Here is a 26,401-nt window from a genome sequence, read left to right on the forward strand (position 1 = left end):
CTCCGCTTCTAGCTCATTATTGAGCTTGCTTTTTGTAGTCCTCCGCGTATTCTTCGCGAATTTTGTTTCCACCGGCATTCGCCCAATTCTCAATTTCCTTCTGCCAGCCTGCTTCATCGATTTTGCCCATAATATATTTGGTCTGTGCATCCGCAATCATCTGATCAAGATCCGCGCCGCGATCACCATACGTAGGTGAATACAACGTAAGGGCAGGGTTAGGGACAGCATGCTCAGCAAGCGCTTTCGCGAGTTCAGTTCCTTTTTCACCCAGCTCAGTATCTTTCAGTTTCGGTACATTGTAGCCCTCGACATAAGGGAAGTTATCACGATACGGCTTCACTTCACGTTGGAAACCGTCGAAGTCGCTCATCTCTACCTGGTCTTCGCCAACCTTGGTGAAATGTTTATCTTCGATACCACGCATCAAGAGTGTAGCCATTTCAGGATCCATCAACTTATCAATGAATGCTAACAAACTCTTCAGCTCTTCTTCCGATTTCACCGTGGATTTAGGGAAGGCCAGAATGCCTGAGTTACCTGTCTGTCCTGCAACGCGATCACCATTTGGCCCTAACAAGCCAGCAATATCGACTACACCATCAGGATCGTTCTTGGATAAACGTTCCTGCTGACTTTTACCGTTCTGTGCGACACCCACACGCATACCCACTAAACCGGAATCGTATTTCTTCTCAGCTTCAGTGGAATCGAATACTGCGAAGTCTTGGTTAAGCAGCTTCTCATCATACAACCGCTTCAGAAGATCCATAACTTGTTTATATTCAGGCGTCATAAATTCCGGTGTAAAGCTTCCATCGTCCTCTACTTTCCACTTGTTTGGCGCGCCAAAGCTTACACCAAGACGAGTTGTGAAGGAATATTGATCCTCGTTGTAACGCTTGAACAGCATCAAACCAAATGTATTGTCTTGACCATCTCCATCTGGATCAGAAGTGGACAACGTTTTGATCGTCTCATACCATTCATCTGCTGTTGTCGGTACTTTGAGATTCAGCTTCTCAAACCAATCTTTACGGTAAATGACGGTTGCCCGGGCAATATCGGAGAATACAGGTACGCCGTAAATTTTCCCTTCAACCTTGATGTTGTCAAAAAAGCGCTCGTTCTGTGCAGACAGATTTTTATAATCCTTCAACAACGGTCCGACTTCCCAGAACACTTCATTACGCATCGCACTTGTTACCGTAGGGTTATATTGAACTTTCACAATTTTAGGCATGTCGCTGGAAGCGATCATGACATTGATTTTGTCATTGTATGCTGAAGCCGGAATCCACTGGACGTCCAGTTTCGTATTGGTGTACGCTTCGATCTTCTTTTGTACTTCATTGTCCTTGCTCGGAACATCCCCTACTTGTGCGATCGCAATGGATACATTTTGCACGCCGCCTTCAGCAGCCTGACCCTCATCTGATCCGCATCCCGCGAGCAAACCTGTAACCAGTGCAAGTGTGCTCAGAACGGCTACGGCTTTCTTTTTTGTTGCTTTCATAGAATGAAACCTCCCCTTTTTATGCAGCTTTAACTGTTTTAAAGTTCCGATTTCTTAACATGTGCCAACTCAACCTTTCACCGAACCTAGCATCACCCCTTTGGCAAAGTGTTTTTGCAGGAACGGATAGACAAGCATGATTGGAATGGTGGAGAACACGATAACCGCCATACGGATGGTGAGTGGCTGAATCTCCGTTTCCTCGATACTTGTATCCCCAATCCGGCTCTGGGCCAGAATGACAATCTCACGTAGCCATACCTGTACCGGCCATTTCTGACTATCGTTGATATAAATAACTGCACTGAAGAAGCTGTTCCAGTGAGCTACGGCATAAAACAAGGAGAACGTTGCCATCGCCGGCATGGATAAAGGCAATACAATACGGAATAATACGCCGACGTCGTTACACCCATCTATTTTGGCCGCATCCTCCAGTTCATCAGGGATGGCCTGGAAGAAGTTTTTAAGAACGATCAGGTTAAACGCACTAATGGCCGTAGGCAGCATGAGCGACCATAACGTGTCTGTCAGGTGCAGTGATTTTACGACGAAGTAAGTCGGAATCATACCTCCGCTAAATAACATGGTGAACAGTACACCTAACAAGATCGGCTGACGTCCACGCAAATATCTTCTTGAGAGCGGATACGCCATAAGTGACGTAAACAACAAGTTAATCAGCGTTCCAACAACGGTAATGTAAATGGATACACCCAAACTACGAATCAGGGTATCTGTAGAGAAAATATAGCGATATGCAGCAAGTGAGAATTCTTTAGGAAAAAGAATGAATCCTCCCTTGGCTACTTCACTCGGGCTTGTAAAGGAAACCGCCAAAATATAAATGAATGGGATGACGGTCACAATTCCGATTAACAGTAACAAGCCATGATTGAGAAAGTCGAAAATCCGATTGCCCCACGTTTTATCCTGTTGCATCTTAATGTTCACTCCTGTCTGGTGAAGAGCGCCTGCTCTTTATGTCAGTAGACGCCTTCCTCCCCGAATTTTTTGGCCAACTTATTGGCACCTAGTACAAGCGCCAGACCGACGACCGACTTGAACAATCCCACGGCAGCACTGTAACTGTACTGTGCCTGTGTCAGACCTTTCGTGTACACGTAGGTGTCAAACACCTCGCCCACGTCGCGGTTTGTCGGAGTCAGCATCAGGAAGATTTGTTCAAAGCCTGTATCCAGGAAGTTGCCCAGACGCAGAATGAGCAGAATAACAATGGTGCTACGAATAGCAGGCAGCGTAATGTGCCACGTCTGACGCCAGCGGTTGGCGCCATCGATTCTTGCCGCTTCATAGAGCTGTGTATCTACACCAGAGAGGGCAGCAAGGAAAATGATTGTACCCCAGCCGACTTCTTTCCAAATGGATTGTCCAACAATCATGGTACGGAACCAGCCTGGCTCAAGTAAGAAGGCAACCTTTTGTCCCGTCAGATTGTAGAGCAATTCATTAATGGCACCACCTTCAGTGGTGAACAACATGTAGAACACACCAACAACAACAACCCATGATACAAAGTGTGGTACATAGACAAGTGTTTGTACGAATCGTTTGAAACGTTCTCGACGAACTTCATTCAACATCAGTGCCAATACAATTGGCAGTGGGAAGAAAAACACCATGTTATAGATGGCAAGCAAGAACGTATTTCGGAATAAAGTCCAGAACTGCGGTTCCCCGAAGAAACGTGAAAAATGCTTAAATCCAACCCACTCACTGCCGAGGATACCTTTGTAAGGCGTGTAATCCTGAAAAGCCATCGTAATGCCATACATAGGTATGTATTTGAAGATAATAAAGTAAAGCACACCGGGTATTAACATAATATAGAGCCACCGGTTTTTGATGATGTCCCTCCACAGTAGGTTTTTGTCACTGCGGGTAGCGGGCCGTGTCTGAGCCGCCGTTTCGGCTTTCATAGTGTCTTCCTCCCCACATTGGAAACGATTACAAAATATCACTTCCTGAATTCATGTCTTCATTGTGGAGGATAAACACATCACTGGCTATCGTCTCATTTTAGCTTCTTGTTTTCCCTTATGTAGCAAGGGTTTACAGCTTTTGTGTAATTGAATTCCAACCAGTAATGAACCGCTTTTAACCTCAATATCTCTGTCTTAACTCCTGCGAAAAGATGAGGACAATCCATAAAACAAGGCTGTAATCTTCTGATTGTTCTTGTCCGCGGCAAAAGTTAGCTCAGAGATGATTCGCATCACATTACCTCAAAAAAAACCTGCCCGCCATAGCAGGCGAAGCAGGTCTATTTCTACCGTTGTTGTTCCCGATATTTCCCCGGGGTCGTGCCTGTAATTTTACGAAATGTGCGAATAAAAGCCGTCGGATTAGTGTAGTTCAATTTCTCTGCAATCTCTGATATTTTCAGATCTGTTGTCTGTAGCCAGGTCTTGGCTTTTTCCATCCGGTATTGGGCTAAATATTCTGTGAAGTTCACGCCTGCTTCTTTCTTGAACACACGGCTCAAATAAACAGGATGAAAATTCAATTCCTCCGCACAAGCCTCAAGTGACAGCTCACGATCATAACGCTCTTCGATTAATCGGATCATTCTTCGAGCGATATTCATGTATTGAGACTCTTCCTGCTCCCGCCAGAAATGGATGACCGGTTGGAATAAGCGTTTGCGGAACCAATTCGTCATCTCATCCAGTGTAGACAGCTTCAACAGACGAGCCATCGAGGCTTTCTCCCCCAACACTTCCGCCACGTCTCCACCCTGCTCCTGTACTAATTGATATACACGGGACAACAATTGAACCATAATGACTGGATACTCACTGAAATGTAGTTTCTTATCTGCAAGTAATCCCAAGTACTGTGTGAAGTAGGCATCCGTTTTCTCCACATCACCCTGCTTCAGCGCAGAAGCCAATTGATCTTCGATCATCCGTAACTGTGTATATAGGGCGGCTTCCGTCTGACCTCGCGGCTGAATATCCTCATAATGCAAAATAATACGGCTACCCAGGCTCACTCGCCCTTGGAGAGCTTCCCGGCTCTCCTGATAAGCTTGCGGTGTATCGCCTATGGCCTGATAAGATCGGCTGATCCCAATACTTACGGGCAGATTCAGATATGTGACGACACGCTCTCGTATGCCTTCGGCCTGAGTGTGCATCCATTCTTTTAGTTGCAATTCATCATGCAGTTCAGAGGCCAGAACGGTAACCTGGGCGTCATCAATCATGACTGGTGTGAACCGAATTTCCGGAGGAAGCCATTCTCCGACGATGTTATTTACAGCGAAAAGCAGCAGATCCCGGTCCTGCTCCTCATAACGCGTCCCCTCAATGGTATCCATTTGCAGTGTAAGCACACCAAGGCTCGACCAGTTGGTCGGAAAATCATATAGATCCCCCTGATATCTAAAGTCCTCTTCCGATATTTTGCCTGTTAATAGTTTAGTCATAAAAAATTCCTGTAAATGAACGTGCTGTCCCTTCATCTGCTCTCGCATGGTCTGTTCTGAACTGAATAAGGTCGATAATCGCTCTTCAATATAACTGAACTCATCCTGTCTTCGACCTTTGGAATCCATAGGAGAGTCCAGTCCTTTAGTGAATTGAAGGAGTCTCGAAATGGGTGAATACATCCGCCGGCTACCGTAAAAAGCAACTAGTCCGGTTAATCCCAGCATCACCAGTGTTGCCACCCCCGTTACCAATGCAATTTTCTGAGATTGAGCAGTAATCTGCCCAAGAGATACAACAGATACGTACAACCATCCGTTAAGCTGTGACTGTTTATAACTAACAGCCACCTGGTTCCCCTCTACCTCTGCATTGAAGAAGCCTTCTGACTGCCCTGTTACTTGCACTTTTTCTTGAATTTCCTCATTCAGTGCAGTGTACTTCCCATTTTGATCCGCATCATTCAGGAAAAATTTCTGATCCCGATCAAGCACATACATATCTCCTGAATTCGTATTCCGACTCAAATAAGAGCTAAGCTCTGTATCGGAAATATCAATCACAAGAAATCCTTTCGGTTTGACGTTCGTCGGCATCATCGGGATTTTGAACACCATGCTAACCACATTGTCCGAAGAAATGAGTGCTGGAACAATCTCCTGTGTTGAATCGCCCACACCTGCCGATACAGGTACACTTTCTTTTGCCGAGTTTACATTCTGCGTCACCCAGAATAAACTGTTCGTATACTTCAGATATGAGCCAATTCGATCCCGAATACTAAAATCATCTAATTTGCCAAATGAACGCATCGAAACAACCCAGTCCTCATCAAGATTGACTAAATAAGCCTGATCAATATTAGTCACTGCCTGTAAATTGTTAAAGCCAGATGTCAGATCACGGATTTGCTCAAATTCGCTACTATCCAGTGGATGTTTCATCGCTTGCAAAACCAAAGGAGAATTTACGTATTGAATAGATGATAATTGCAAACTGCGCAGCACCTGCTCCACCCTCATCTGAGTCTGATGTAATATCTGCAGATTACTCTCGCGCACCTTTTGCTCAATATCCTGTGAAGCAATCGTATACGAGACAGAACCAATAATGATGACTGGAAGCGCTCCAAGGATCATGGTGAAGCATAGCAGACGCAGCAAGTATTTTGGCAAAGAAGAGCACCCTCCTTCTACAAACTTTCCATTTCATAATATCGCTTACATTGGGTTAATTTACTATTGTTATTTTAAAACCCATTCTTATTCAAGTCCACTCATTTCTTCTGAACGATGATCTTCCGGGTTGACTTTGAGGTAATTTCCAGTTTATATTAGTTGCATATTCCTCAATCAAAGGAGAGATTTTGATGTCGGTGAGCGTTCTTAACTAACCAAGTTTCATATTCAGGAGTTTGGCCTCTCATTTCGCATATGCCGTCAGGCATACGTGTATTTCATGATGCGCCAGATCCCTGTACTTAGTTAAGAACAGCGGATATCATAAATCGCCTCCGGGATTGTACTTGTCCGGGTCTATTTCCGCGCTGTGTTCAGCGTGGATTTTTTTGTTATAGGCCTTATTGGACTCTGCTTTCCCATGCAGCTTAGGGCGGAGAATGACGTTTGTTCATTCTCCGCCCTTTTTGCGTTTTTCAGGAATAAGTCAGCTGTATAACCCAACACCATATTTAATATTAAGGAGAGATTCCCATGAACGAAAACACTTTACGCACACTGAATTATTTTGAAATTCAAAAAAACGTAGCCTCCTGCGCGCGATCTTATTTGGGCAAACGTCATGCTCACAACATGAAGCCGATGAATGATGTACATTGGATTCAGACGCGGCTAGAAGAAACAGCAGAAGCCGCTCTTATGCTCCGTTACGGCGCGAGTATCCCCATTCCATCCCTTGATGGGATGGAAACCATCATGGATCTGCTAGGCACAGGATATTTATTCAGTGAACGTGACTTCAGTCATCTTGCACAATTTCTGCGAAGCTGTGCACAGCTGATGAAATATATGGAGGGCAAATCCGAGATCGCTCCAACCGTTAGCCGTTATGCTGCATCGATGATGCTGATGGAATCATTGCTCAGTGAGATTGAACGCAGTATCCATAACGGACGTATTCAAGATCTGGCGAGCAAAGAGCTTACACGAATCCGTAAAAAAATGATGGTTAACGAAGAGCGAATGAAGCGTAAGCTCGATTCACTGCTCAGCAAACATCGCTCCATCATGCAGGAAAATGTCATTAGTCAACGTCATGGAAGAACCGTTCTGCCGATCAAGAAGGAATTCCGCAAGCTGGTCAAGGGCAGTGTGTTGGACGAATCAGGAAGTGGGCAAACGGTATATATTGAGCCGGTAGAACTCATGAGTCTTCACAGTGAACTCGCGGCACTACAGGGAGATGAATCTCGAGAAGAGATGAAGATTCTTGGTGAGTTGACCACGCTCACAGAGTCATACAGTCGTGAAATTGCTCTGAATACCGAGACGGTAGGCATACTAGACTTTCTTCTGGCAAAAGCAAAATATGCGGTCACTACGGACGGACGCGTTGTTCAAGTTAATGCAGAAGGAAGAGTTCAAATCCAACGTGCACATCACCCATTAATGGGCGAATCTATGGTTCCACTCGATTTTACAATTGGCACGAACTATCGTTCACTCATTATTACGGGGCCGAATACCGGGGGGAAAACAATAGCACTCAAGACACTCGGACTACTCACCCTTATGATGCAATCCGGTTTGCTTGTCCCTGTTGGAGAAGGTGGCACGATGTCTGTATACAGTGAAATTGCGGTGGATATCGGAGATGGTCAAAGCATGGAGCAAGCACTCAGCACGTTCTCTGCCCATATTCGCAACATGATCGGTATCCTGGAACAGGCTAATTCCTCAACACTCGTTCTCATTGATGAGATGGCTTCTGGTACAGATCCAGGGGAAGGAGTTGGATTATCCATCGCCATGCTTGAAGAGCTGCATCGACGGGGAGCAACGGTTGTAGCCACCACCCATTTTGGAGAAATTAAGCATTTTGCTGCCGCTACACCAGGTTTTGAAAATGCTCGGATGGAATTTGACACGGCAACATTGCAGCCGTTATATCGGTTGCGAATTGGAGAAGCCGGACAAAGTTATGCGTATGCCATTGCACTGAAACTAGGAATGGCACAACACATTATCGATCGTTCGAAGTCCATCTCCGATCAGGGCATTCAACAGAGCAATTCATCAACAGAGAAATGGATCACAGAACCTTCTTCAACCCTATCAGGTGAAACGAAAGAAGATCCATTAATTCAATCGGGTAGCTTATTGAAATTAGAGCAGGATCACCACATAACCTCCCAGTCTGAACAGAAGCCATACAAAAGCTCACATTCAACAGAAAAACATCCTGTAACTGACATAGCCAAACCTTTCGTGCCTACCAACACCCCTTCTGTGGCAGAGTCGGTGCTTACGTCTATGAAACCGGAAGAATCAGAGACAGCTGTAAAAGCCTACGTATTCCAAAAGGGAGACCGGGTCTACATCGGGTATCTTGATCAAACCGGAACTGTATGCGACGTTGAGGATGCTCGTGGCAATATCGGAGTGATGCTACGCGGTCGCAAGATTAAGATTCACAAGAAGAGAATGACTCTGCATATCGCTGCCGATCAACTCTACCCTGAAAACTATGACCTCGACATTGTATTCGAGAGCAAAGTGAACCGGAAGAAGCGTAAACTTATGGGACGTAAACATGTGGAAGGACTTCAGATTGAACTGCCTCCTGAACAACAATGATAATCCCAGTATCTGATATACTGTAAGAAAGACCTGACCGAGATAAAGGTGGAGTTCAAGTTGAATAGAGAATTAACATTAAAATCAGAATTACAATTGAAATCGGAGTCTACCTTAAGCCCAGATTCAGAAGCAGGCGCAGATCGTGATGCAAATGCAAATCTTAAGGAGGCTCAGATGAATCCACTTGTCTGTCCCCTCTGTGGAAAAGCCAATGGATGTTCGTATGCCGCTGGCGCACCACATTCAGAGTGCTGGTGTAATCACGCTGTATTTCCTGAAGGCGTGTTCGAGAGGATTCCTGCGGAGCAACGAAGAAAGTCGTGCATTTGTCAGACATGTCTGGCAGAGTTTAAGGCACGGGGGTAAATGGAATCCTCTTGGTAGCAAAAATGGGCTGTCCCATAAGTCATAAATATGACGGGGATAGCCCATTTAGTGTTTTTTTGATGTAATGCATCTGACACACGCTATTCGCTCTCAGTTTCCGGGATCTGAAATCTAACGAATCATAGAGGCACTATTTCGTAAATTCAGTTGAATTTTGAGGTTTTGAAAACGCTCTATGACGGAATAGCGACACTCAGGTTCGTTAAATCCTGCATACGTTGATAATCCGCCTATTAAGATGCCGTAGGTTCGTTAGCGTTTGGAGCGAAGATGAATTCCTCTTGGTAGCCGAGCAGCGCAAAGGATTGTAACATCACTCTGCGCTGTTTATTTCTATGCCCTATGTTAACCACGTTGAGCAAGATGTCTAACGATTTTATTTTTATCTCATTTGTAGCTTCCAACGTTGCAGTGACTTCGTAACAGATCCATGGTGTTCGCTACCTACACTGAAGGATGCTTAAGACAAGAAGACTGTCCAAAATCTATTTGTTCATTTAAGTTTATCGTTAATTAACAGCAGTAAAGATTGTCCGTGTTGAATATGAAGTATGATAAGGCAGGTCTTGGATCTCAACCTTCACTCTCATATTGTGATCTGCTGCGTATAACACCTCAGTGGACAATTGTGAGTTGACGCTTAATGCTGTTGCGAGTGACGCTGCCGACACATATCCCCCTAATACAGGTGAAATTTTGGTCGCAATGATCGGTGCAATCGTTTCTGCCAGAATGGCTGTGTTACTGGATAAAGCTCGCATGTTCGCTGCTAAATCTTTTACTGTGCTTTTGTCCATGGTGTAGGTTGCAATCGTTGAATACTGAGGTTGGGGAACTGTGCCAATGTAGTCACTTGCAGAAGCTTGATTCAGAGTGACAGGAACCAGCGGGTACACAGCCGCCGTAACCATCGAAGCTAGCAACACTTTTTGAATGATATTTTTCATAGACTTGTACACCTCCACATGTTGTTAAATTCTAAATTCAAGAATGCTGTCGTTCCTTGCTTATATGTCATTATAGACGCTTCAATACGAGAAACAACTGTAATCCGTGAATTCAGGATGATAGCCCCAAATGAGATAACGTCATTCAATTGCTGTACGTTCATCCATCAACTTCCATGTCCCATAGGCAATCATGGGCATCTTTTCTGCCTTTGAAACTATAGTTATCCTTACCAAAAATAGGGACTTAGTACCTATCCATTTATCAGGAAATAATATCCTTTCTATGCTTATTCAGCACGGCAAACCACAACAAAAAGCACCCTCGTGATTCAAAGCTTCCCCAAAAGGCGATTACTTTGTTCCACAAAAGGTGCTCATATTTATTATAGGTCTGTTCAATTACATTCGAAGTTTAATCCTCGGTATGTTTGCGATAAGCGTCCGCGTTCATGAGCTTAGATAAGGCTGCACTCAAATCCCCATTTACCCGGATCTCAATCATCCAACCTTCTTCATAAGGAGAGCTATTTACAAGCTCTGGTGCATCTTGTAATGCATCATTGATCGCAATAATGGAGCCGCTAACCGGTGAGAACAAATCAGACACCGTTTTGACAGATTCAATCGTACCAATGCTCTCTTCGGCTTGTACACTGGATTCAAGATCAGGCAATTCAACAAACACAATGTCACCCAGCTGATGCTGCGCGAACTCGGTAATACCAATACGTACGGTATCCTCCCCTACGGTCTGCACCCATTCGTGCTCTTCACTGTACAGGAAATCACTTTTCAATTCGCTCATCGATATCCGCCTCGCTTTTCATTAATGAGTGCATGCGTTCTTCAGCCATTCCTTTTTCCCAGAACATAGCGTATGATATTTTCGATTCAAATGTCAAGATATCTCACAATTTATTTGTATTCCACTACTAAAAAACAAGCTCATCAAAATACGAACTTACATATACTAGTTATTATTGGAATAGTAAGCGCAGTCTTTTAATTTATCCGAACATTAATTTATATTTAATCATTAATATTCGTATTTATTTAAAAACCGATGACATTGTTCTTGACATTACTATGCAATTCGCGTATTAATGGAAGGAGTAAAACTGTTTTCGTTGTGTGCAATATCGCGGATGAATGTAAAGGGAGAGATTACCCAAACACCCGAATCTGGATGTTCATGCGGTAACGCCGAAGGAGTAAACCACCCGACAAGCGGGCGGTGAATCTCTCAGGCAAAAGGACTTTTACGGGACGCAACTCTGGAGAGCATCTACCCGCCCGGTAGGGCGTTACGATCACCCAAGGGGAAACCTGCTGCATTGGCGGCGGGGTAACTCTCAGGTACCAAGGACAGAGCCTAAGAATACAGCGTGCTTCTGGCATGCCGGTTCTTTGGCCTGTCCTTTTCCTTTTTCCCAAAAAAAGATGACATCAGGAACCAGACCGTGCGGCATAACGCATCTCAGAAGTACGGCTTTAAGTAAGACTAATATTCATTAATCAACATACTTATACCATTTTTAATAACGATCATGTTCTTTCAATGATAATCCATATGCAACACATTCAGCCGCTTGACGGCTAATGAAGAGGTGATTCGATGTCTGATTTACTTAGAACTCCACTCTTTCCACTCTATCAGCAGTATGAAGGTGTACGTTGCATTGACTTTGGCGGCTGGGAGCTGCCTGTACAATTTAGTGGCATCCAGAAGGAACACGAGGCTGTTCGTGAACGCGCTGGACTGTTTGATGTATCCCATATGGGCGAATTCACCGTTCAGGGTGAGCAAGCGGAGGCTTTTTTACAGCAAATGACCACGAATGACGTAACTGCACTTGTTCCCGGTCAGGCACAGTATACGTTGATGTGTTATCCCGATGGCGGTGTGGTGGATGACCTGCTCGTGTATAAGCTAGAGGAACAGCATTATATGTTAGTGGTTAATGCCTCCAACATCGATAAGGATTGGGCATGGTTGGTAGAACATCTTGCTCCTGGGGTAACCATGACAAATGACTCTGAGCAGACTGCCCTTCTAGCACTGCAAGGTCCATTGTCTGTTGATATTCTCACAAAAGTTACGGACATCAATGTAGCTACTATTGAGCCGTTTCGTTTTGTACAGAATGCGGAAGTCTGCGGTGTAAAATTGCTGTTATCCCGCACCGGATATACCGGCGAAGATGGCTTTGAACTATATGTTCCAGCAGATCAAGCAGCTACGGTATGGAACGGATTGATGCATGCTGGGGAGGATCACGGATTAGTTCCGGCTGGGCTTGGTGCACGGGACACCCTACGCTTTGAAGCAAAATTACCTTTGTACGGACAGGAATTATCACCTACGATCTCCCCGCTGGAAGCTGGGGTTGGTATGTTTGTGAAGCTGAATTCTGGGCCTTTTATCGGACACGACGTATTATCCCAGCAGAAAAATGATGGGCCTGCTCGTAAATTAGTCGGTATCGAAGTGCTGGAGCGTGGAATTCCACGTCCCCATTACCCTCTTTACGCGGATGGTGTTCAGATTGGCGAAGTAACGACAGGCACACAATCCCCTACGCTGAAACGGAATCTTGGGTTAGCCCTCATTGACAGCAAATATGCTGCGCTAGGTACGCCACTGGAGATTGAGATTCGTGGCAAAAAACTAAAAGCCGAGGTCGTAAAGACCCCTTTTCATAAACGGACACGCACGCCTAAGACACCTACTCAAGGAGCTGATCAAGCATGACCAAGCACCGTTACATTCCTATGACCGAGCAGGATCAGAGCGCTATGCTGGCAACAGTTGGTGTAGACACGATTGAAGATCTCTTCCGAGATATCCCGCAGGAGATTCGTTATCAGGGCGAGCTTCCCGTATCCTCTAGGTTAGATGAATATGCTCTTACACGTCATATGTCCAAACAAGCTGGAGCCAATGCCAACTTCGAGACACACGCAAGCTTTCTTGGTGCAGGCATCTATGACCACCATATACCTTCTGTCATTAATCATGTAATCTCCCGTTCAGAATTCTATACTGCATATACACCGTACCAGCCTGAAATTAGTCAGGGCGAACTTCAAGCTATATTTGAATTTCAATCATATATTTGTGAATTAACAGGCATGGCCGTGGCCAATGCAAGTATGTACGATGGTGCGACAGCTTTTGCAGAAGCAGGGAATTTGGCAGCAGCAGCTACTCGCCGTAAACAATTGATCGTATCCCGCACCGTCCACCCGGAAGCACGCCAAGTATTGAAAGCCTATGCTCATGGTCTAAGTCTCGATATCGTCGAGATCGGGTATCAGAACGGAGTAACCGACTGGGATGCCTTACAAGCTACTATTTCAGAAGATACAGCCGCAGTCATGATTCAAAGCCCGAACTTCTTCGGTGCCATTGAACCGATTCAACAAGCAGCTGACCTTGCTCATGCACATAAAAGCCTACTTGTTGTCAGTGCCAATCCAATATCACTTGGACTGCTAGAAGCTCCTGGCAAGCTTGGGGCTGACATTGTTGTCGGCGACGCTCAACCTTTGGGAATTGCCGCATCACTGGGCGGGCCAACATGTGGATATTTTGCTGTATCACAGGCTCATATGCGCCGTATTCCTGGTCGAATCGTAGGTCAGACGACTGATCGTAATGGCAAACGCGGCTTCGTATTAACGCTTCAGGCACGCGAACAACATATCCGCCGGGAAAAGGCGACGTCTAACATTTGTTCCAACCAAGCCTTGCTTGCACTCAGCGCATCCGTGTACATGTCCACATTGGGAAGACAGGGCATGATCGATGTAGCCGATCTCAATTTGCAGAAGAGTCATTATGCACTCGAAGTGTTCAAAGCTATCCCTGGTGTAAAAGCAACCTTCAACGCACCAACGTTTAACGAGTTCGTCATTCAATTGCCTGAAGGAACAAACGTTGATACCCTGCAACTAGCATTGCTGGATAAAGGTTTTATCGGTGGTTACGAACTCGGCCGGGAGTATCCCGAGCTTGCCGGACATATGTTAATCGCAGTTACGGAGCGACGCACCAAAGAAGAAATTGACGAATTCGCACGAGCATTGGAGGGATCGTTGTGAGCCAAGAAACGAAAACATCACTAGGGCAAACTGAGTCAGCACCTGCTACTGCATCGCCGGTGAACACCGAAACCGAATTGAAGAATACTGCTTCAACAGCATCTCCTGCTCCTGAACAGACTCTCATATTCGAACTTAGCAGCCCTGGACGTGTGGCTTATTCCCTACCGGAATGTGACGTGCCTCGCCAAGATCCCGGAGCTTTGATTCCCCGGGAAATGCTACGGTCAGAAGCAGCTGCGTTACCTGAAGTATTCGAAGTCGATGTCATTCGTCACTATACAGCTCTATCCCGCCGTAACTTCGGAGTAGATAATGGATTTTACCCACTCGGCTCCTGTACGATGAAATACAATCCCAAAATTAACGAGGATGTTGCACGCTACAGTGGATTCGCCAAAATCCACCCATATCAGCATGAGTCCAGTATTCAAGGTGCTCTTGAGCTGTTGTACACACTACAAAAGGATCTTGCTGGCCTGACTGGCATGGATGCCGTAACTTTACAACCAGCTGCAGGCGCCCATGGCGAATGGACGGGGCTTATGATGATTCGGGCCTACCATGAAAGTCGTGGTGAAGTACGTACCAAAGTAATCGTGCCTGATTCATCCCATGGAACCAATCCAGCCAGTGCAACGGTTGCTGGGTTCGAGACGGTAACCATTCCTTCGCGAGCGGATGGCCTTGTTGACCTGGATGCACTTCGCGGGGCAGTGGGCAACGACACAGCTGCATTGATGCTTACGAATCCTAATACGCTTGGTCTGTTCGAGAAGGATATCCAGGAGATCGCTTCAATTGTGCATGAGGCAGGCGGATTATTGTATTATGATGGCGCTAATTCAAACGCAATTATGGGCATTACCCGTCCGGGAGACATGGGCTTTGATGTCGTACATCTGAACTTGCACAAAACAATGAGTACCCCACATGGTGGCGGCGGCCCTGGTGCTGGCCCTGTTGGTGTGAAAAGCCGTCTCGTGCCTTATTTGCCTAAACCGATGGTGATCAAAAATGATCAAGGCCTCTATGCTCTGGATTATGAAGGCGATCGATCCATCGGACGTGTCAAAGCGTACTATGGCAACTTCGGCATTTTGGTACGTGCTTATGCTTACATGCGTACGTATGGCCCCGAGGGACTGCGACGTGTATCCGAATGTGCCGTGCTTAATGCAAATTATATGATGGCACGTCTTGCACCTTATTACGAAATTCCATACCCAGGTGTATGTAAACATGAATTCGTGATGTCCGGCCGTGGATTGAAGCAATATGGTGTTCGTACATTGGACGTTGCCAAGCGGTTGCTTGATTTTGGCTATCATCCCCCAACGGTCTATTTCCCACTTAATGTGGAGGAATGCATTATGATTGAGCCTACCGAGACTGAAAGTAAAGAAACACTCGATGGATTCATTGATACGATGATCCGCATTGCGAAGGAAGCAGAAGAAACACCTGAACTGGTGCTTAATGCTCCTTACGGCACACCTGTAACTCGTCTGGACGAAACAACCGCTGCTCGTAAACCTGTATTGAACTGCGCTTGCAGTTAGGACATTTTGAATCTTATTTGAGGGCAAATCAGACTTAAAGACATTTCCACTGCCTTTCCGTTGCCTTACCTGAGCCTTTTCGCTGACTTTCCACTGATTTTCCACTGACTTTCTGTCATACTTCATCTGTGTTGGCTACCTCTTGCGTAGATCGGTACGTCTGTGGAAATTTCCTTGGTTGGAACGTAAATTGGGCACAACCTGCTTCTTTTGGAACAAAAAGTTATATTACACTTGCTCCTTTCAAAGTTATAGAACGTGCCTAATCAAATCATTGTTCACACAAAAGCTCTTGCGGATTATACCTCTGCAAGAGCTTTTGTATGTTACTTTTCTCTTTTGCTGATGGCATTGTTGCTGCCAGTTGCTTTTGTCTTCTTACGGAAACTAGCGTTGCCGCCCAGTTACTTTTCCCTTCTTACAGATACCAGTGTTACCACCCCGTTGCTTTCCTCTTCTTACGAAGACTAGCGTTGCCGCCCAGTCGCTTTCCCTTCTTACGGATACCAGTGTTACTACCCCGACACTTTCACCTTCATACGAAAACTAGCGTTGCCGCCCAGTCGCTTTCCCCTTCTTACGGATACCAGTGTTGCGCCCCATCATGCTGTTAGAACATGTCTTAAACATAGGTAAGCTGTATTCAGATCAATTATGGCGTCTATATATTACTCGCGTCTAGATTGGTTTATGGGCTCACATGGTGATGTCCAGTGGGATTTTCGGCTCCAGACACTGGCTTATAACCGTGAGCGACACCACCGGTCCATAAGATACTCTATGAATCATGACATCTTATTGAGCCCGTAGGCTCACACACGGTGGCGTCCGTCGTAGTTCTTAACTCCAGACTGGCTTATGCCTCTGAAGGGACAGCACTGACTCAAGATATTCTAAGGAATCCAGGACATCTTATTTGGCCTATAGGCTCAATTTTTCAATTTTTAGGAACACCAGACACGTTATTTCTCGAAACCATCGGCTATTATATCGAAAAACGGCTATATTTTCCGATATAACGCGTCTCAGGTTCTTTAGATTTCTGCAGGCGCTTCAAACACCTGAATAAGATGTCTCAGATTCTTTAGAACTGAGTGCCTACTACTCACCACTTAAAAGTCATTGCTAGGAACTTAGCACTTGCGACTTGCGACTTGCATCTTACCACTTGCATTTAGAACTCAAATCTTGGCTCTTTGCACTTAGCACTCGGCTCTCGGCTCTTGGCTCTTCACATAGCACTGATACTTGGCTCTCGGCATTGGCAAGTGACCCTAGCTCTCAGCACTTGATATTTGGCTCTCGGCATTTGGTAAGTGACCCTAGCTCTCAGCACTTGCACTCGGCTCTTGGCATCTAGCTCTTAGCATGAGCTAATCGACTCAATAGTTTCCCTACTTATATCAGAAGAAGCCGGCATCTACTGTTAGGTAGATTCCGGCAACATGCTGCTCGAAACAAAAAAAGCCAGTAACCGCTATAACAGCGGATACTGGCAAAATCGCTGCATTAACGCAGCTCATTATCGGAAAAAAGAAGACCTTTAAGCTCCGGAGGAAACCCCCGCAAAATTACGCTTGAATGCTTTGAACCAATTCAACGACTTGTTCAGCCGTTTGCATATCCAATGCTTTGGCAGCCAATTCTTGCATGTCCGCACGGGACAGCTTCGTGATCTGGCTACGTGCGGGCAGAATGGATGTTGCGCTCATGCTGAACTCATCAAGTCCAAGACCGAGCAACAATGGAATTGCGGTTTCGTCTCCCGCCATTTCCCCACACATGCCAACCCATTTTCCTTCACGGTGAGCTGCATCAATGACCATTTTAACCAAGCGCAAGATGGCAGGGTTATATGGTTGATACAGGTAAGATACACGTTCGTTCATACGGTCAGCAGCCATTGTGTATTGAATCAGATCGTTTGTTCCGATACTGAAGAAATCCACTTCTTTAGCAAACTGATCCGCCAGAACTGCAGTCGAAGGAATTTCGACCATGATTCCGAGTTGAATGCTGTCTGAAACAGCGATACCTTCAGCAACGAGCTTCTCCTTCTCTTCGAGCAGGACAGCTTTTGCTTCACGGAATTCACCCAGTGTTGCGATCATTGGGAACATGACACGCAAGTTACCGTGTACGCTTGCACGCAACAATGCACGCAATTGTGTACGGAAGATATCCAGGCGATCCAGACACAGACGAACTGCGCGGAAGCCGAGGAATGGGTTCATTTCTTTTGGCAGATCCAGGTATGGAAGCTCTTTGTCTCCACCGATATCGAGTGTACGAACAACGACAGGTTTGCCTTCCATTTTTTCCAATACCGCTTTGTAAGCATTATACTGGATGTCCTCGGAAGGAAGCTTGTCTCTGCCCATGTACAAGAACTCCGTACGATACAGACCTACAGCCTCTCCACCGTTCTCTAGAACGCCAGCAACATCATTTGGAGTACCAATGTTTGCTGCGAGTTCCACATGAACGTTGTCCACAGTAACGGTTGGCTCGTCACGCAGTTTTCTCCACTCCGCACGTTGTGCGTCATACTGCTCCTGTTTGGCGCGGTATTCAGCAACAACCTCGTCTGTAGGATTAACCAAGACTTGACCATCCAGACCGTCCACAATAATCAGATCGCCTTGTTTCGCTTGAGCCAGAATGTCTTTGGTACCAACAACAGCTGGAATTTCAAGCGAGCGCGCCATAATTGCGGAGTGAGAAGTACGTCCACCAATGTTCGTAGCAAAACCTTTAACGAATTGGCGATTCAATTGCGCTGTGTCGGAAGGTGTAAGATCCTCCGCAAGCACGATGACTTCTTCACTGATCTCTGCGGGACTCATGAAGTCGATACCAAGCAAGTGATTTAGCACACGTTTGGTAACGTCACGCATATCTGCTGCACGTTCTTGAAGATATGCACTTTTCATGTTCTCGAACATGGAGATAAATTGAGATGCTGTTTCATTCAATGCATATTCTGCATTAACCATGTCATCAGCAATTTTTGCTTTTACCGGATCAATAAGTTCCGGGTCATTTAGAATGAGCAAATGCGAAGCAAAAATCTCAGCTTTTTTCTCGCCAAGCTCTTGTAAAGTACGCTCTTTGATCGCCTCAAGCTCAGCCTGGGATTTACCCAGAGCTGAGTCGAGTTTCGCGATCTCTGCGTCAACGTCGTTAATTTGGCGTTTTTCTACAGAGTAATCAGGATGCTCCAAGATAAACGCCTTGGCGATAGCAATACCCGCCGAAGCCGCGATCCCGGAAACATTAAGCATTAATTTCGCCCAACCCTTCGTTAACCATAACATCAGTCAAAGCTTGAAGAGCTTCTGCTTCGCCTTCACCTTCAACGATAATGCTGATTGTGTCACCTTGCTCCAAACCAAGGGAAAGAACGCCCAGGATGGATTTCAATGTTACTTTTTTACCGTTAGCTTCTGCAAAGGATTCTGCACCTTTGAATTTGTTTGCTGTATTTACCAAGGCTGTCGCCGGACGTGCGTGGATACCATCTTCGTCTGTAATTCTGAATGTTTGTTGCATTACAATCATCTCACTTTCGCAATTTGTTTTTTTAGGCATTGCATATATTTACACTTGCTTGCCATCATCGTAACACTTCTTATTTTATCTCAATGATTGGCTGATCGCCAATTTTCAACACGCCACTCTTCTTGAGAGTGACTGTAGAGCCCTCTGGCAGGTTGGTGAAAATGACTGGTGAAATAATCGATGGAGCGTTTGCTTTCACAAACTCCAGGTCGACTTCCATAATCGGCTGTCCTGCCGATACCAAGTCCCCTTCCTGCACAAGCACGTTGAAGCCCTGACCTTTCAGCTTCACCGTGTTCACACCTATATGAACAAGCACTTCCTTACCACCGTCAGACATAATACCTACGGCATGTTTGCTTGGAAATACATTAAACACTTTACCATACACAGGAGATGTTATCGTTCCGTCATGTGGCAGAATTGCGAATCCGTCACCTGTCATTTTCTCGGCAAAGACCGGATCAGGTACATTCGTAATATCCAGTAGCTCACCATTGACCGGCATGACGATATCTTCTGCAACAATGCGTTCACCTTGCTCTCCTTGCGCCTTCTCTTCCTCTGGCGTTGGCGTCACATCAGCAGCCGGAGTTGGTGCAGGTGTACGTCCTGCGATGATGTCTTGCATTTGCGATTTAATTGTATCTGAACGTGTACCGAAGATGGCCTGTACATTATTACCCACTTCTAGCACGCCAGATGCACCCAATTGCTTCAAACGGTCTTTATTTACATTCGATTTCTCGTTCACTTCAATCCGCAAACGAGTAATACATGCATCCAGATGTTTGATGTTTTGTTGCCCACCAAATGCAGCAAGAATATTGTGCGGTAGGTCGTCTGTCGAGCCCTTACCTCCGCCTGCTTGTGTTTCCATGGTTGCCTCTTCACGTCCTGGCGTCTTGAGATTGAATTTGCGAATAATCAATCGGAAACCGATGTAGTAGATCACCGCAAGAATCAAACCAACGATAATAACGTCCCACCATGGTGTGCGATTCGGAATAATCCCGAAGATCAGGAAATCGATGAACCCACCGGAGAAGGTCATTCCGATCTTGACACCAAGAATTTGCATGGTCATGAACGACAAACCTGCAAAGATACAGTGTACTGCGAATAGCACAGGCGCTACAAACAAGAATGAGAACTCTAGCGGTTCTGTGATCCCTGTCAGGAATGAGGTCAGCGCTGCCGAACCCATGATGCCTGCTACGTACTTTTTGTGCTCTGGTCTTGCTTCATGGTACATCGCAAGTGCCGCTGCGGGCAAACCGAACATCATGAACGGGAATTTACCTACTTGGAAGGTTCCCGCCGTAATATCGGCACCATCACGAAGCTGATTGAAGAAAATTTGCTGATCTCCTCGAATAACATCTCCAGCCTTATTCACGTATTCCCCGAACTCAAACCAGAATGGTGAGTAGAAAATGTGATGCAAGCCAAACGGAATCAATGACCGTTCAACTACACCGAAGATGAATGCCGACAATGTTGGACTTGTATCTACCATGAAATGAGATACAGCATTCAGTCCATTTTGAATTGGAGGCCAGACAATCACTAGAAGTAACCCAATGATGAGGGAAACAACTGAAGTGATAATCGGAACAAAACGTTTGCCTGCGAAGAAACCTAGATAAGACGGCAACTCAATTTTGAAAAACCGATTGTAGCATAGTGCGGCGGTAATACCTATGATAATACCTCCGAACACGCCGGTACTTAATGTAGGGATACCTAGTATACTCGCATACCCCGGCACTTCCCCAATCATGGCTGGCGTAACACCTACAGCTGTACCTAGTGTCACGTTCATGACCAGGTAACCAATGATGGCTGCAAGCCCAGCTACACCTTCACCACCAGCTAATCCTACGGCTACACCGACGGCGAACAGCAGTGCAAGATTATCAAATACGATCTGACCCGCATTCATCATAATCGTTGCGATCGAGTTCACCCAAGGAGTATCTAACGCCGTAACGTATTGCAAAAAGTCTGGATTAACCAGCATGTTACCAATGCCTAAGAGTAATCCTGCCGCAGGCAAGATCGCTACAGGCAGCATTAGCGCTTTACCAACTCTTTGCAGAACACCAAAAAGCTTTTTGAACATCGCGTTGTTACTCCCTTTCGTTCTCTGTTAGTATGTCGTGATGCAAGCAAGGGGACACAAAAAAAGCATGAATTAATAAAGGAATCGAACTAACCTTTTCGGGTATAGCATACCCGGGTTAAGGTAAGAACAATCACACTTTAATAACTCATGCCTGATCGAGTCAGTAACACGTCGCTTATGTTTATTCAGTTGCTTGATTACGGAAACCATTGTAGCATCACTTCAATTACAGTGCAAGCCTTTACAGTAAATTTCCTAAAAACCATTCCACATGTGGAAATATATCACTTCTTCTCTTCTTCTTTCCTCTGATACAACCGTTGAAGATGAATAGTGAGATATCCCACCTCAGCTGGATACACAGGCAGATTCAGCCTTTTCTCCATAACTTTTGTTAGCTTCCATGCAAGCGAGTACATTTCAGGGTATTCCAATTTCAAAAGAGAATCCAATTTATGAAGCTCCTCGACTTTGTCTCCACGACGAACACGCTCTAGAGCAAAACGCAGATGAGTTAATAAACGTGAATAATCCAGCGATTCCGTTTCAAACGAATAGTCCAACTGCTTCGAGACAAGGCTCACCAGATCCGTTATTAATTGAGAATGCTCTCGTACTTGGGAGATATTCTGGTTCGTCATAGCACTATAGATATGAAGGGCAATAAACCCGATCTCATCCATCCCTAAATCGACGCCCAGCTTCTCTTTTATCAAGCGAACAGCGTATTCACCCATACGATATTCTTCCGGATAGATCTCGCGCGTTTCATATAAAAATGGATTTTGAATGACAATTCCCTGTTCCTTACGCTTCAATGCAAAAGAAATATGATCAGTTAATGCAATATGGATATGCTCATTCAATGGAGCATCCGTACGTTCAGCAATATACGTAATGACTTCGTTAATAATCTCGATCAACGCTTCATCCACTTGTGGAAGAAGCTGCTTGTACTGCTCCTGCTCCTGCTGGTTCTTCAAAATAAACATTTTCTCCACAGCCATAAGTGGGATATTGTCACTTGTTTTGCGGTTAAAGCCGATGCCTTTACCAATGACAACGACTTCCCCATGTTCAGGATGCTGTGCAATGATTACATTATTATTTAGCGCTTTATCTACATGCAGGCTGCTCATTGTTTGCACCTCTTTTTTCACACCATCTTGGGCGTGATGAAGTCACACCCTGTTACGAACGAAAAGACATCCGGAGCGGGCAAACCGCGCCGGACGTCTTGCTTAAAAAGTAACAAAAATTCGCCTCAAGGTCAATAGAGCTTACCACTGACAATGCTTGTAATACTTACTCGTCAGCTCTCGTTTTTTCCACAATTTTATCTACGATGGACGGAGTCGTTGCAGATTCGCTCTGTTGTACAGCAACTGGTGCAGCTGTTTTGGTTTTGGTAAGACCTTTAATCAACTGTTCAACATCAATTCCGGACACACTTTTGAGCATCTCTGGTGCTGTTGCCATCAGTTCAGTTACATAGTTACTAACCCGTGTTGCCCCTTCACCCTTACCAGTATCTACCACTGTCAATTTATCAATGGATGAGATTGGCTCTGCAATTTTGCCAGCCAGTTCAGGCAGCATTTTGACAATGATATCGAGCACGGCTGCTTCGCCAAACTTTTGGAAGGCCTCAGCCAGCTTCTCTTTTGCTTCTGCTTCGGCAAGACCACGCAGACGGATAACTTCAGCATCCGCTGTACCTTTAGCCCGCTCTGCATCTGCCACAGCCTGACCTTCGAGACGTTTCTGTTCTGCAGTTGCCTTCGCTTGAGTCTCAATCGAGTATTGCACCGCATCTGCTTCACGCATTCTTTTCGCTTTGTCTGCTTCGGCAGCCTGCTCTACAGCGTAACGATCTGCTTCTGCTTTTTTCTTCACTTCAGCATCATATTGCTTCTCACGAACGGTAATTTCTTTTTCCTGCAAGTCAATTTCGCGTTCTTTACGAACCAATTCAACTTTCATCTGCTCTTCTACTACCGTTTGTCTAGCACGAGCTTCATGAATATGATACGCCTGATCGGCTTCGGCTTTGGCTGTATCCTGATCACGCTTAAATGCCGCAACTTTCAGTTCCTTCTCCTTCGCAGCTTCAGCGATATTGGTATCACGTAGCAATTCTGCCTTTTGTCCTTGTTCCTCCGCATTTGCCTTCTGAATACGAGCATCCCGCATTGCTTCGGCTTCTGCGATCTCAGCATCACGCTTAACGGCAGCAATTCTTGGTTTACCGAGGGCATCTAGATAACCTTGCTTATCCCGAACATCTTTGATGGTAAATGAAACAATCTGTAGACCCATCTTCTTCAGATCTCTTGCCGCTACGCCTTGAACTTCTTGTGCGAACCGATCACGGTTCCGATATACTTCTTCTACAGTCATTGTACCGAGGATAGCCCGCAAATGCCCCTCTAATACTTCCTGCGCTTCGCCTCTAAGCGATTCTACTGGTTTACCAATGAATTGCTCAGCTGCGGTAGCAACGTCTTCTACAGCGCCTCCAACTTTGATGATCGCGACACCGTCTGCAATAACCGGTACACCCTGCTCGGTGTAAACCTCTGGTGTGGAGACATCCAATTTGTGAGACAACAATGAGATAAACTCGGATTGCTGGAATACAGGCAGAATAAATGCACCGCCACCACGAACGATTTTAATCTTTCGACCTGACTCATCTTCAGAAATATTCTTGTTACCCAGGAATGAACCCGTAACAATCATCGCTTCGTCTGGTCCAACCGTTTTGTATCTTGCCCAGAACGCCAAACCCAGAATCAAAATTACACCAACCACAACAACCGGAATCAACAATACATCCCAATTCAAATCCATTCCACATCTCTCCCTTTAATCATTGATGATTGCTTCATCTTGCTACTGTTCTTACTTATACATCTTTAAGTACATCATCTTCCCATTCCGACACTCGTAACACACCATCTACTACATCAATAATAACAACACGCGCTCCCGCCGCAATGGGACGATGTTCAAAACTGGATGCCGTTTGAATTGTACTGCCAGAGGCGAAACGGATCATCACTTCACCAAATCCTTTTTCCGGCACCGGAATCGTAATCTCTCCAATTTTGCCTGATAGATCCTTCATCGAGAATCCAATAGAGACATCGCTATTACGCATCGGTTTGATATATGCAAAAAATACCAGCATAGCTGCAGCAATACCTATTAGCAGGGATAATATTAGACCCGTCATCGCACTTACCGAGCTATAACGTGTCAGCATAATGCCTGCCCCGCCAAAAGCTGTAATGGAACCAGCCAACACAACGGGTTTGAAAAAATCAACACCAGGTAGCTCGAAGGCTCCATCCAGCAAGCCATCAATTAAGTCACCTAGCACAAGACTCACGACCGCAAATATGGCACCGCCGATGAGACAGCCCCAATAGATTGACTCCATTCCCCGTTTCCTCCTCTCCTCTGCCGCAATTTCAATCCTAACTAGGCATTCCACATGTAAATAAATACGTACGAATCGGCAAAATGTTTCAAAATGTTTCCTCAAATGTATTCAGAAGCCGATAATGGGTATTATCATTATGTTCTTCAACTCATGCTTTACCATGCTCAGTCAAGCTCGAGCGTCCAGCCTCACATATAGAAAACAACAAAAAACCGCAAGCTTCCTAGAAGGAAACCTGCGGTTAATTAGACATATCTATGTGACTAATCTCTGTTCAATTACAGAGAAGCTTTGTAGATGGATACAACATCTTCACGTTGCAGTTTTTTGAAGTTACCGAATGGACCAAACAACATTGCTTTATCGGCCATTACATCGATTTGGCTGTCATCGATATCATAATCAGCCAAACGGTTAGGCGCTCCAATGGACGTCCAGAACTGGCTCAGTGCTTCAATGCCTTCTTCAGCTACCTGTCTGTCCGATTTACCTTCAGGATTCACATCGAACACGTTAGTAGCCAGACGCTTGAATCGATCCACATTCACATCCAGATTATGCTTCATCCAGTGCGGGAACAGGATTGCGAGTCCGCCACCATGTGGGATATCATACACAGCGGATACCGCGTGCTCAATGTTATGTGTTGCCCAGTCACCTGCAAGACCCATGTTAAGAACGCCGTTCAATGCCATCGTTCCGCAGTACAGGATCGTTTCACGCAGCTCGTAATTTTCAAGATCATCGACGAGGCGAGGTGCTGCATCCATTACTGTACGAAGAATTGTTTCACAGAATCCGAGCTGTACAGGTGTATTGGCATCTAGATGGAAATAGTGCTCAAGCACGTGCGACATCATATCAACCATGCCATAGACCGTTTGATCACGAGGCACCGTATATGTATTGACTGGATCAAGGATTGAGAATGCTGGGAATGAATACGCACTACCCCATCCTAATTTCTCCTGTGTATCTTGATTCGTAATAACGGAACCGGAGTTCATCTCGGAACCTGTAGCTGCCATCGTCAACACTGTACCAAGCGGAAGAGCATCTTGTGCTACTGCTTTACGCTGTGCAAAGTCCCACATATCGCCGTCATACTTCGCACCAACAGCGATTGCTTTGGCACAGTCGAGTACACTACCGCCACCAACAGCCAGTACGAGGTCAATGTTATTCGTTTTGCAAAGGTCTACCCCTTTGTGAACTGTCGAAAGACGTGGGTTAGGCTCTACGCCCGCCAATTCAGTTACTTCTGCACCAATTTCGCCCAGCAAGCCGATGACTTGATCATACAAGCCACTACGTTTGATGCTACCGCCACCATATACAAGCAAAACCCGTTTGCCGTATTTCGGAACTTCCGTTTTCAACGCTTCTAGTTGTCCTTTACCGAAAATCAAGCGGGTTGGATTATAAAATTGAAAAGATCTCATGATCTATATCGCCTCCATTGGAGATTTATATTT

General features: G+C 45.4%; 18 protein-coding genes and 2 riboswitches. Of the genes, 5 read left to right on the forward strand and 13 right to left on the reverse strand.

The window, feature by feature from the left end; genetic code table 11:
• Positions 1–16 precede the first annotated feature (16 nt).
• The 4 genes from V6W81_RS22260 to V6W81_RS22275 all read right to left on the reverse strand — a co-directional run bounded on the left by V6W81_RS22260 (position 17) and on the right by V6W81_RS22275 (position 6,143).
• The gene (locus tag V6W81_RS22260) at positions 17–1,516 is read right to left on the reverse strand and encodes an extracellular solute-binding protein (protein ID WP_145046901.1); all 1,500 of its coding nucleotides are present in this window, start codon (positions 1,514–1,516) and stop codon (positions 17–19) included.
• 69 nt (positions 1,517–1,585) lie between these two features.
• Positions 1,586–2,458, reverse strand: coding sequence for a carbohydrate ABC transporter permease (locus tag V6W81_RS22265; protein WP_128103222.1), 873 nt, complete (start codon positions 2,456–2,458; stop codon positions 1,586–1,588).
• Positions 2,459–2,502: 44 nt separating this feature from the next.
• On the reverse strand, positions 2,503–3,456 hold the full coding sequence (locus V6W81_RS22270) for an ABC transporter permease (RefSeq protein ID WP_056701329.1): 954 nt from the start codon (positions 3,454–3,456) through the stop codon (positions 2,503–2,505).
• A gap of 350 nt (positions 3,457–3,806) precedes the next feature.
• Positions 3,807–6,143: a helix-turn-helix domain-containing protein gene (locus V6W81_RS22275; RefSeq protein WP_145046902.1), complete on the reverse strand. Its 2,337-nt coding sequence runs from the start codon at positions 6,141–6,143 to the stop codon at positions 3,807–3,809.
• Between the two features lie 537 nt (positions 6,144–6,680).
• On the opposite strand from V6W81_RS22275, the gene V6W81_RS22280 reads away from it, so the two are divergent.
• On the forward strand, positions 6,681–8,783 hold the full coding sequence (locus V6W81_RS22280) for an endonuclease MutS2 (protein WP_338540432.1): 2,103 nt from the start codon (positions 6,681–6,683) through the stop codon (positions 8,781–8,783).
• A 60-nt stretch (positions 8,784–8,843) separates the two neighbouring features.
• The gene (locus tag V6W81_RS22285; RefSeq protein ID WP_338540433.1) at positions 8,844–9,152 is read left to right on the forward strand and encodes a cysteine-rich CWC family protein; all 309 of its coding nucleotides are present in this window, start codon (positions 8,844–8,846) and stop codon (positions 9,150–9,152) included.
• 530 nt (positions 9,153–9,682) lie between these two features.
• Here V6W81_RS22285 and V6W81_RS22290 read toward each other — a convergent pair.
• On the reverse strand, positions 9,683–10,120 hold the full coding sequence (locus tag V6W81_RS22290; RefSeq protein ID WP_145046907.1) for a hypothetical protein: 438 nt from the start codon (positions 10,118–10,120) through the stop codon (positions 9,683–9,685).
• A gap of 415 nt (positions 10,121–10,535) precedes the next feature.
• The gene (gene gcvH / locus V6W81_RS22295; protein ID WP_056701322.1) at positions 10,536–10,928 is read right to left on the reverse strand and encodes a glycine cleavage system protein GcvH; all 393 of its coding nucleotides are present in this window, start codon (positions 10,926–10,928) and stop codon (positions 10,536–10,538) included.
• A gap of 340 nt (positions 10,929–11,268) precedes the next feature.
• A riboswitch (glycine riboswitch) is annotated at positions 11,269–11,392 on the forward strand.
• Between the two features lie 3 nt (positions 11,393–11,395).
• Positions 11,396–11,494, forward strand: a riboswitch (glycine riboswitch).
• A gap of 244 nt (positions 11,495–11,738) precedes the next feature.
• Here gcvH and gcvT point away from each other — a divergent pair.
• The 3 genes from gcvT to gcvPB all read left to right on the forward strand — a co-directional run bounded on the left by gcvT (position 11,739) and on the right by gcvPB (position 15,789).
• Positions 11,739–12,875 carry a glycine cleavage system aminomethyltransferase GcvT gene (gene gcvT / locus V6W81_RS22300; RefSeq protein ID WP_338540434.1) on the forward strand — a complete coding sequence of 379 codons (1,137 nt, stop codon included), beginning with the start codon at positions 11,739–11,741 and terminating at the stop codon, positions 12,873–12,875.
• Positions 12,872–14,227: an aminomethyl-transferring glycine dehydrogenase subunit GcvPA gene (gene gcvPA / locus V6W81_RS22305; RefSeq protein ID WP_338540435.1), complete on the forward strand. Its 1,356-nt coding sequence runs from the start codon at positions 12,872–12,874 to the stop codon at positions 14,225–14,227. Before gcvT ends, gcvPA begins: the two co-directional genes overlap by 4 nt.
• Positions 14,228–14,304: 77 nt before the next feature.
• Positions 14,305–15,789: an aminomethyl-transferring glycine dehydrogenase subunit GcvPB gene (gene gcvPB, locus V6W81_RS22310; protein ID WP_338544046.1), complete on the forward strand. Its 1,485-nt coding sequence runs from the start codon at positions 14,305–14,307 to the stop codon at positions 15,787–15,789.
• A 1,571-nt stretch (positions 15,790–17,360) separates the two neighbouring features.
• Here gcvPB and ptsP read toward each other — a convergent pair.
• The 7 genes from ptsP to V6W81_RS22345 all read right to left on the reverse strand — a co-directional run bounded on the left by ptsP (position 17,361) and on the right by V6W81_RS22345 (position 26,368).
• Positions 17,361–19,073 carry a phosphoenolpyruvate--protein phosphotransferase gene (ptsP, locus tag V6W81_RS22315; RefSeq protein ID WP_145046915.1) on the reverse strand — a complete coding sequence of 571 codons (1,713 nt, stop codon included), beginning with the start codon at positions 19,071–19,073 and terminating at the stop codon, positions 17,361–17,363.
• The gene (locus V6W81_RS22320; protein WP_036617010.1) at positions 19,066–19,341 is read right to left on the reverse strand and encodes an HPr family phosphocarrier protein; all 276 of its coding nucleotides are present in this window, start codon (positions 19,339–19,341) and stop codon (positions 19,066–19,068) included. Before V6W81_RS22320 ends, ptsP begins: the two co-directional genes overlap by 8 nt.
• Positions 19,342–19,420: 79 nt before the next feature.
• A complete protein-coding gene (gene ptsG, locus V6W81_RS22325; protein WP_145046917.1) occupies positions 19,421–21,475 on the reverse strand; it encodes a glucose-specific PTS transporter subunit IIBC in 2,055 nt (684 codons plus the stop codon).
• A gap of 287 nt (positions 21,476–21,762) precedes the next feature.
• Entirely contained in the window at positions 21,763–22,617 is an 855-nt protein-coding gene (glcT, locus tag V6W81_RS22330) for a glucose PTS transporter transcription antiterminator GlcT (RefSeq protein WP_338540436.1), read from the reverse strand.
• A gap of 166 nt (positions 22,618–22,783) precedes the next feature.
• Entirely contained in the window at positions 22,784–24,331 is a 1,548-nt protein-coding gene (locus V6W81_RS22335; RefSeq protein WP_145046919.1) for a flotillin family protein, read from the reverse strand.
• Between the two features lie 55 nt (positions 24,332–24,386).
• The gene (locus V6W81_RS22340) at positions 24,387–24,923 is read right to left on the reverse strand and encodes a protease (protein WP_145046921.1); all 537 of its coding nucleotides are present in this window, start codon (positions 24,921–24,923) and stop codon (positions 24,387–24,389) included.
• Positions 24,924–25,204: 281 nt separating this feature from the next.
• Positions 25,205–26,368: an iron-containing alcohol dehydrogenase gene (locus V6W81_RS22345; RefSeq protein WP_338540437.1), complete on the reverse strand. Its 1,164-nt coding sequence runs from the start codon at positions 26,366–26,368 to the stop codon at positions 25,205–25,207.
• Positions 26,369–26,401: the final 33 nt, after the last annotated feature.

Source organism: Paenibacillus tundrae (assembly GCF_036884255.1).
In the GTDB taxonomy this organism is placed as follows: Bacteria; Bacillota; Bacilli; order Paenibacillales; family Paenibacillaceae; genus Paenibacillus.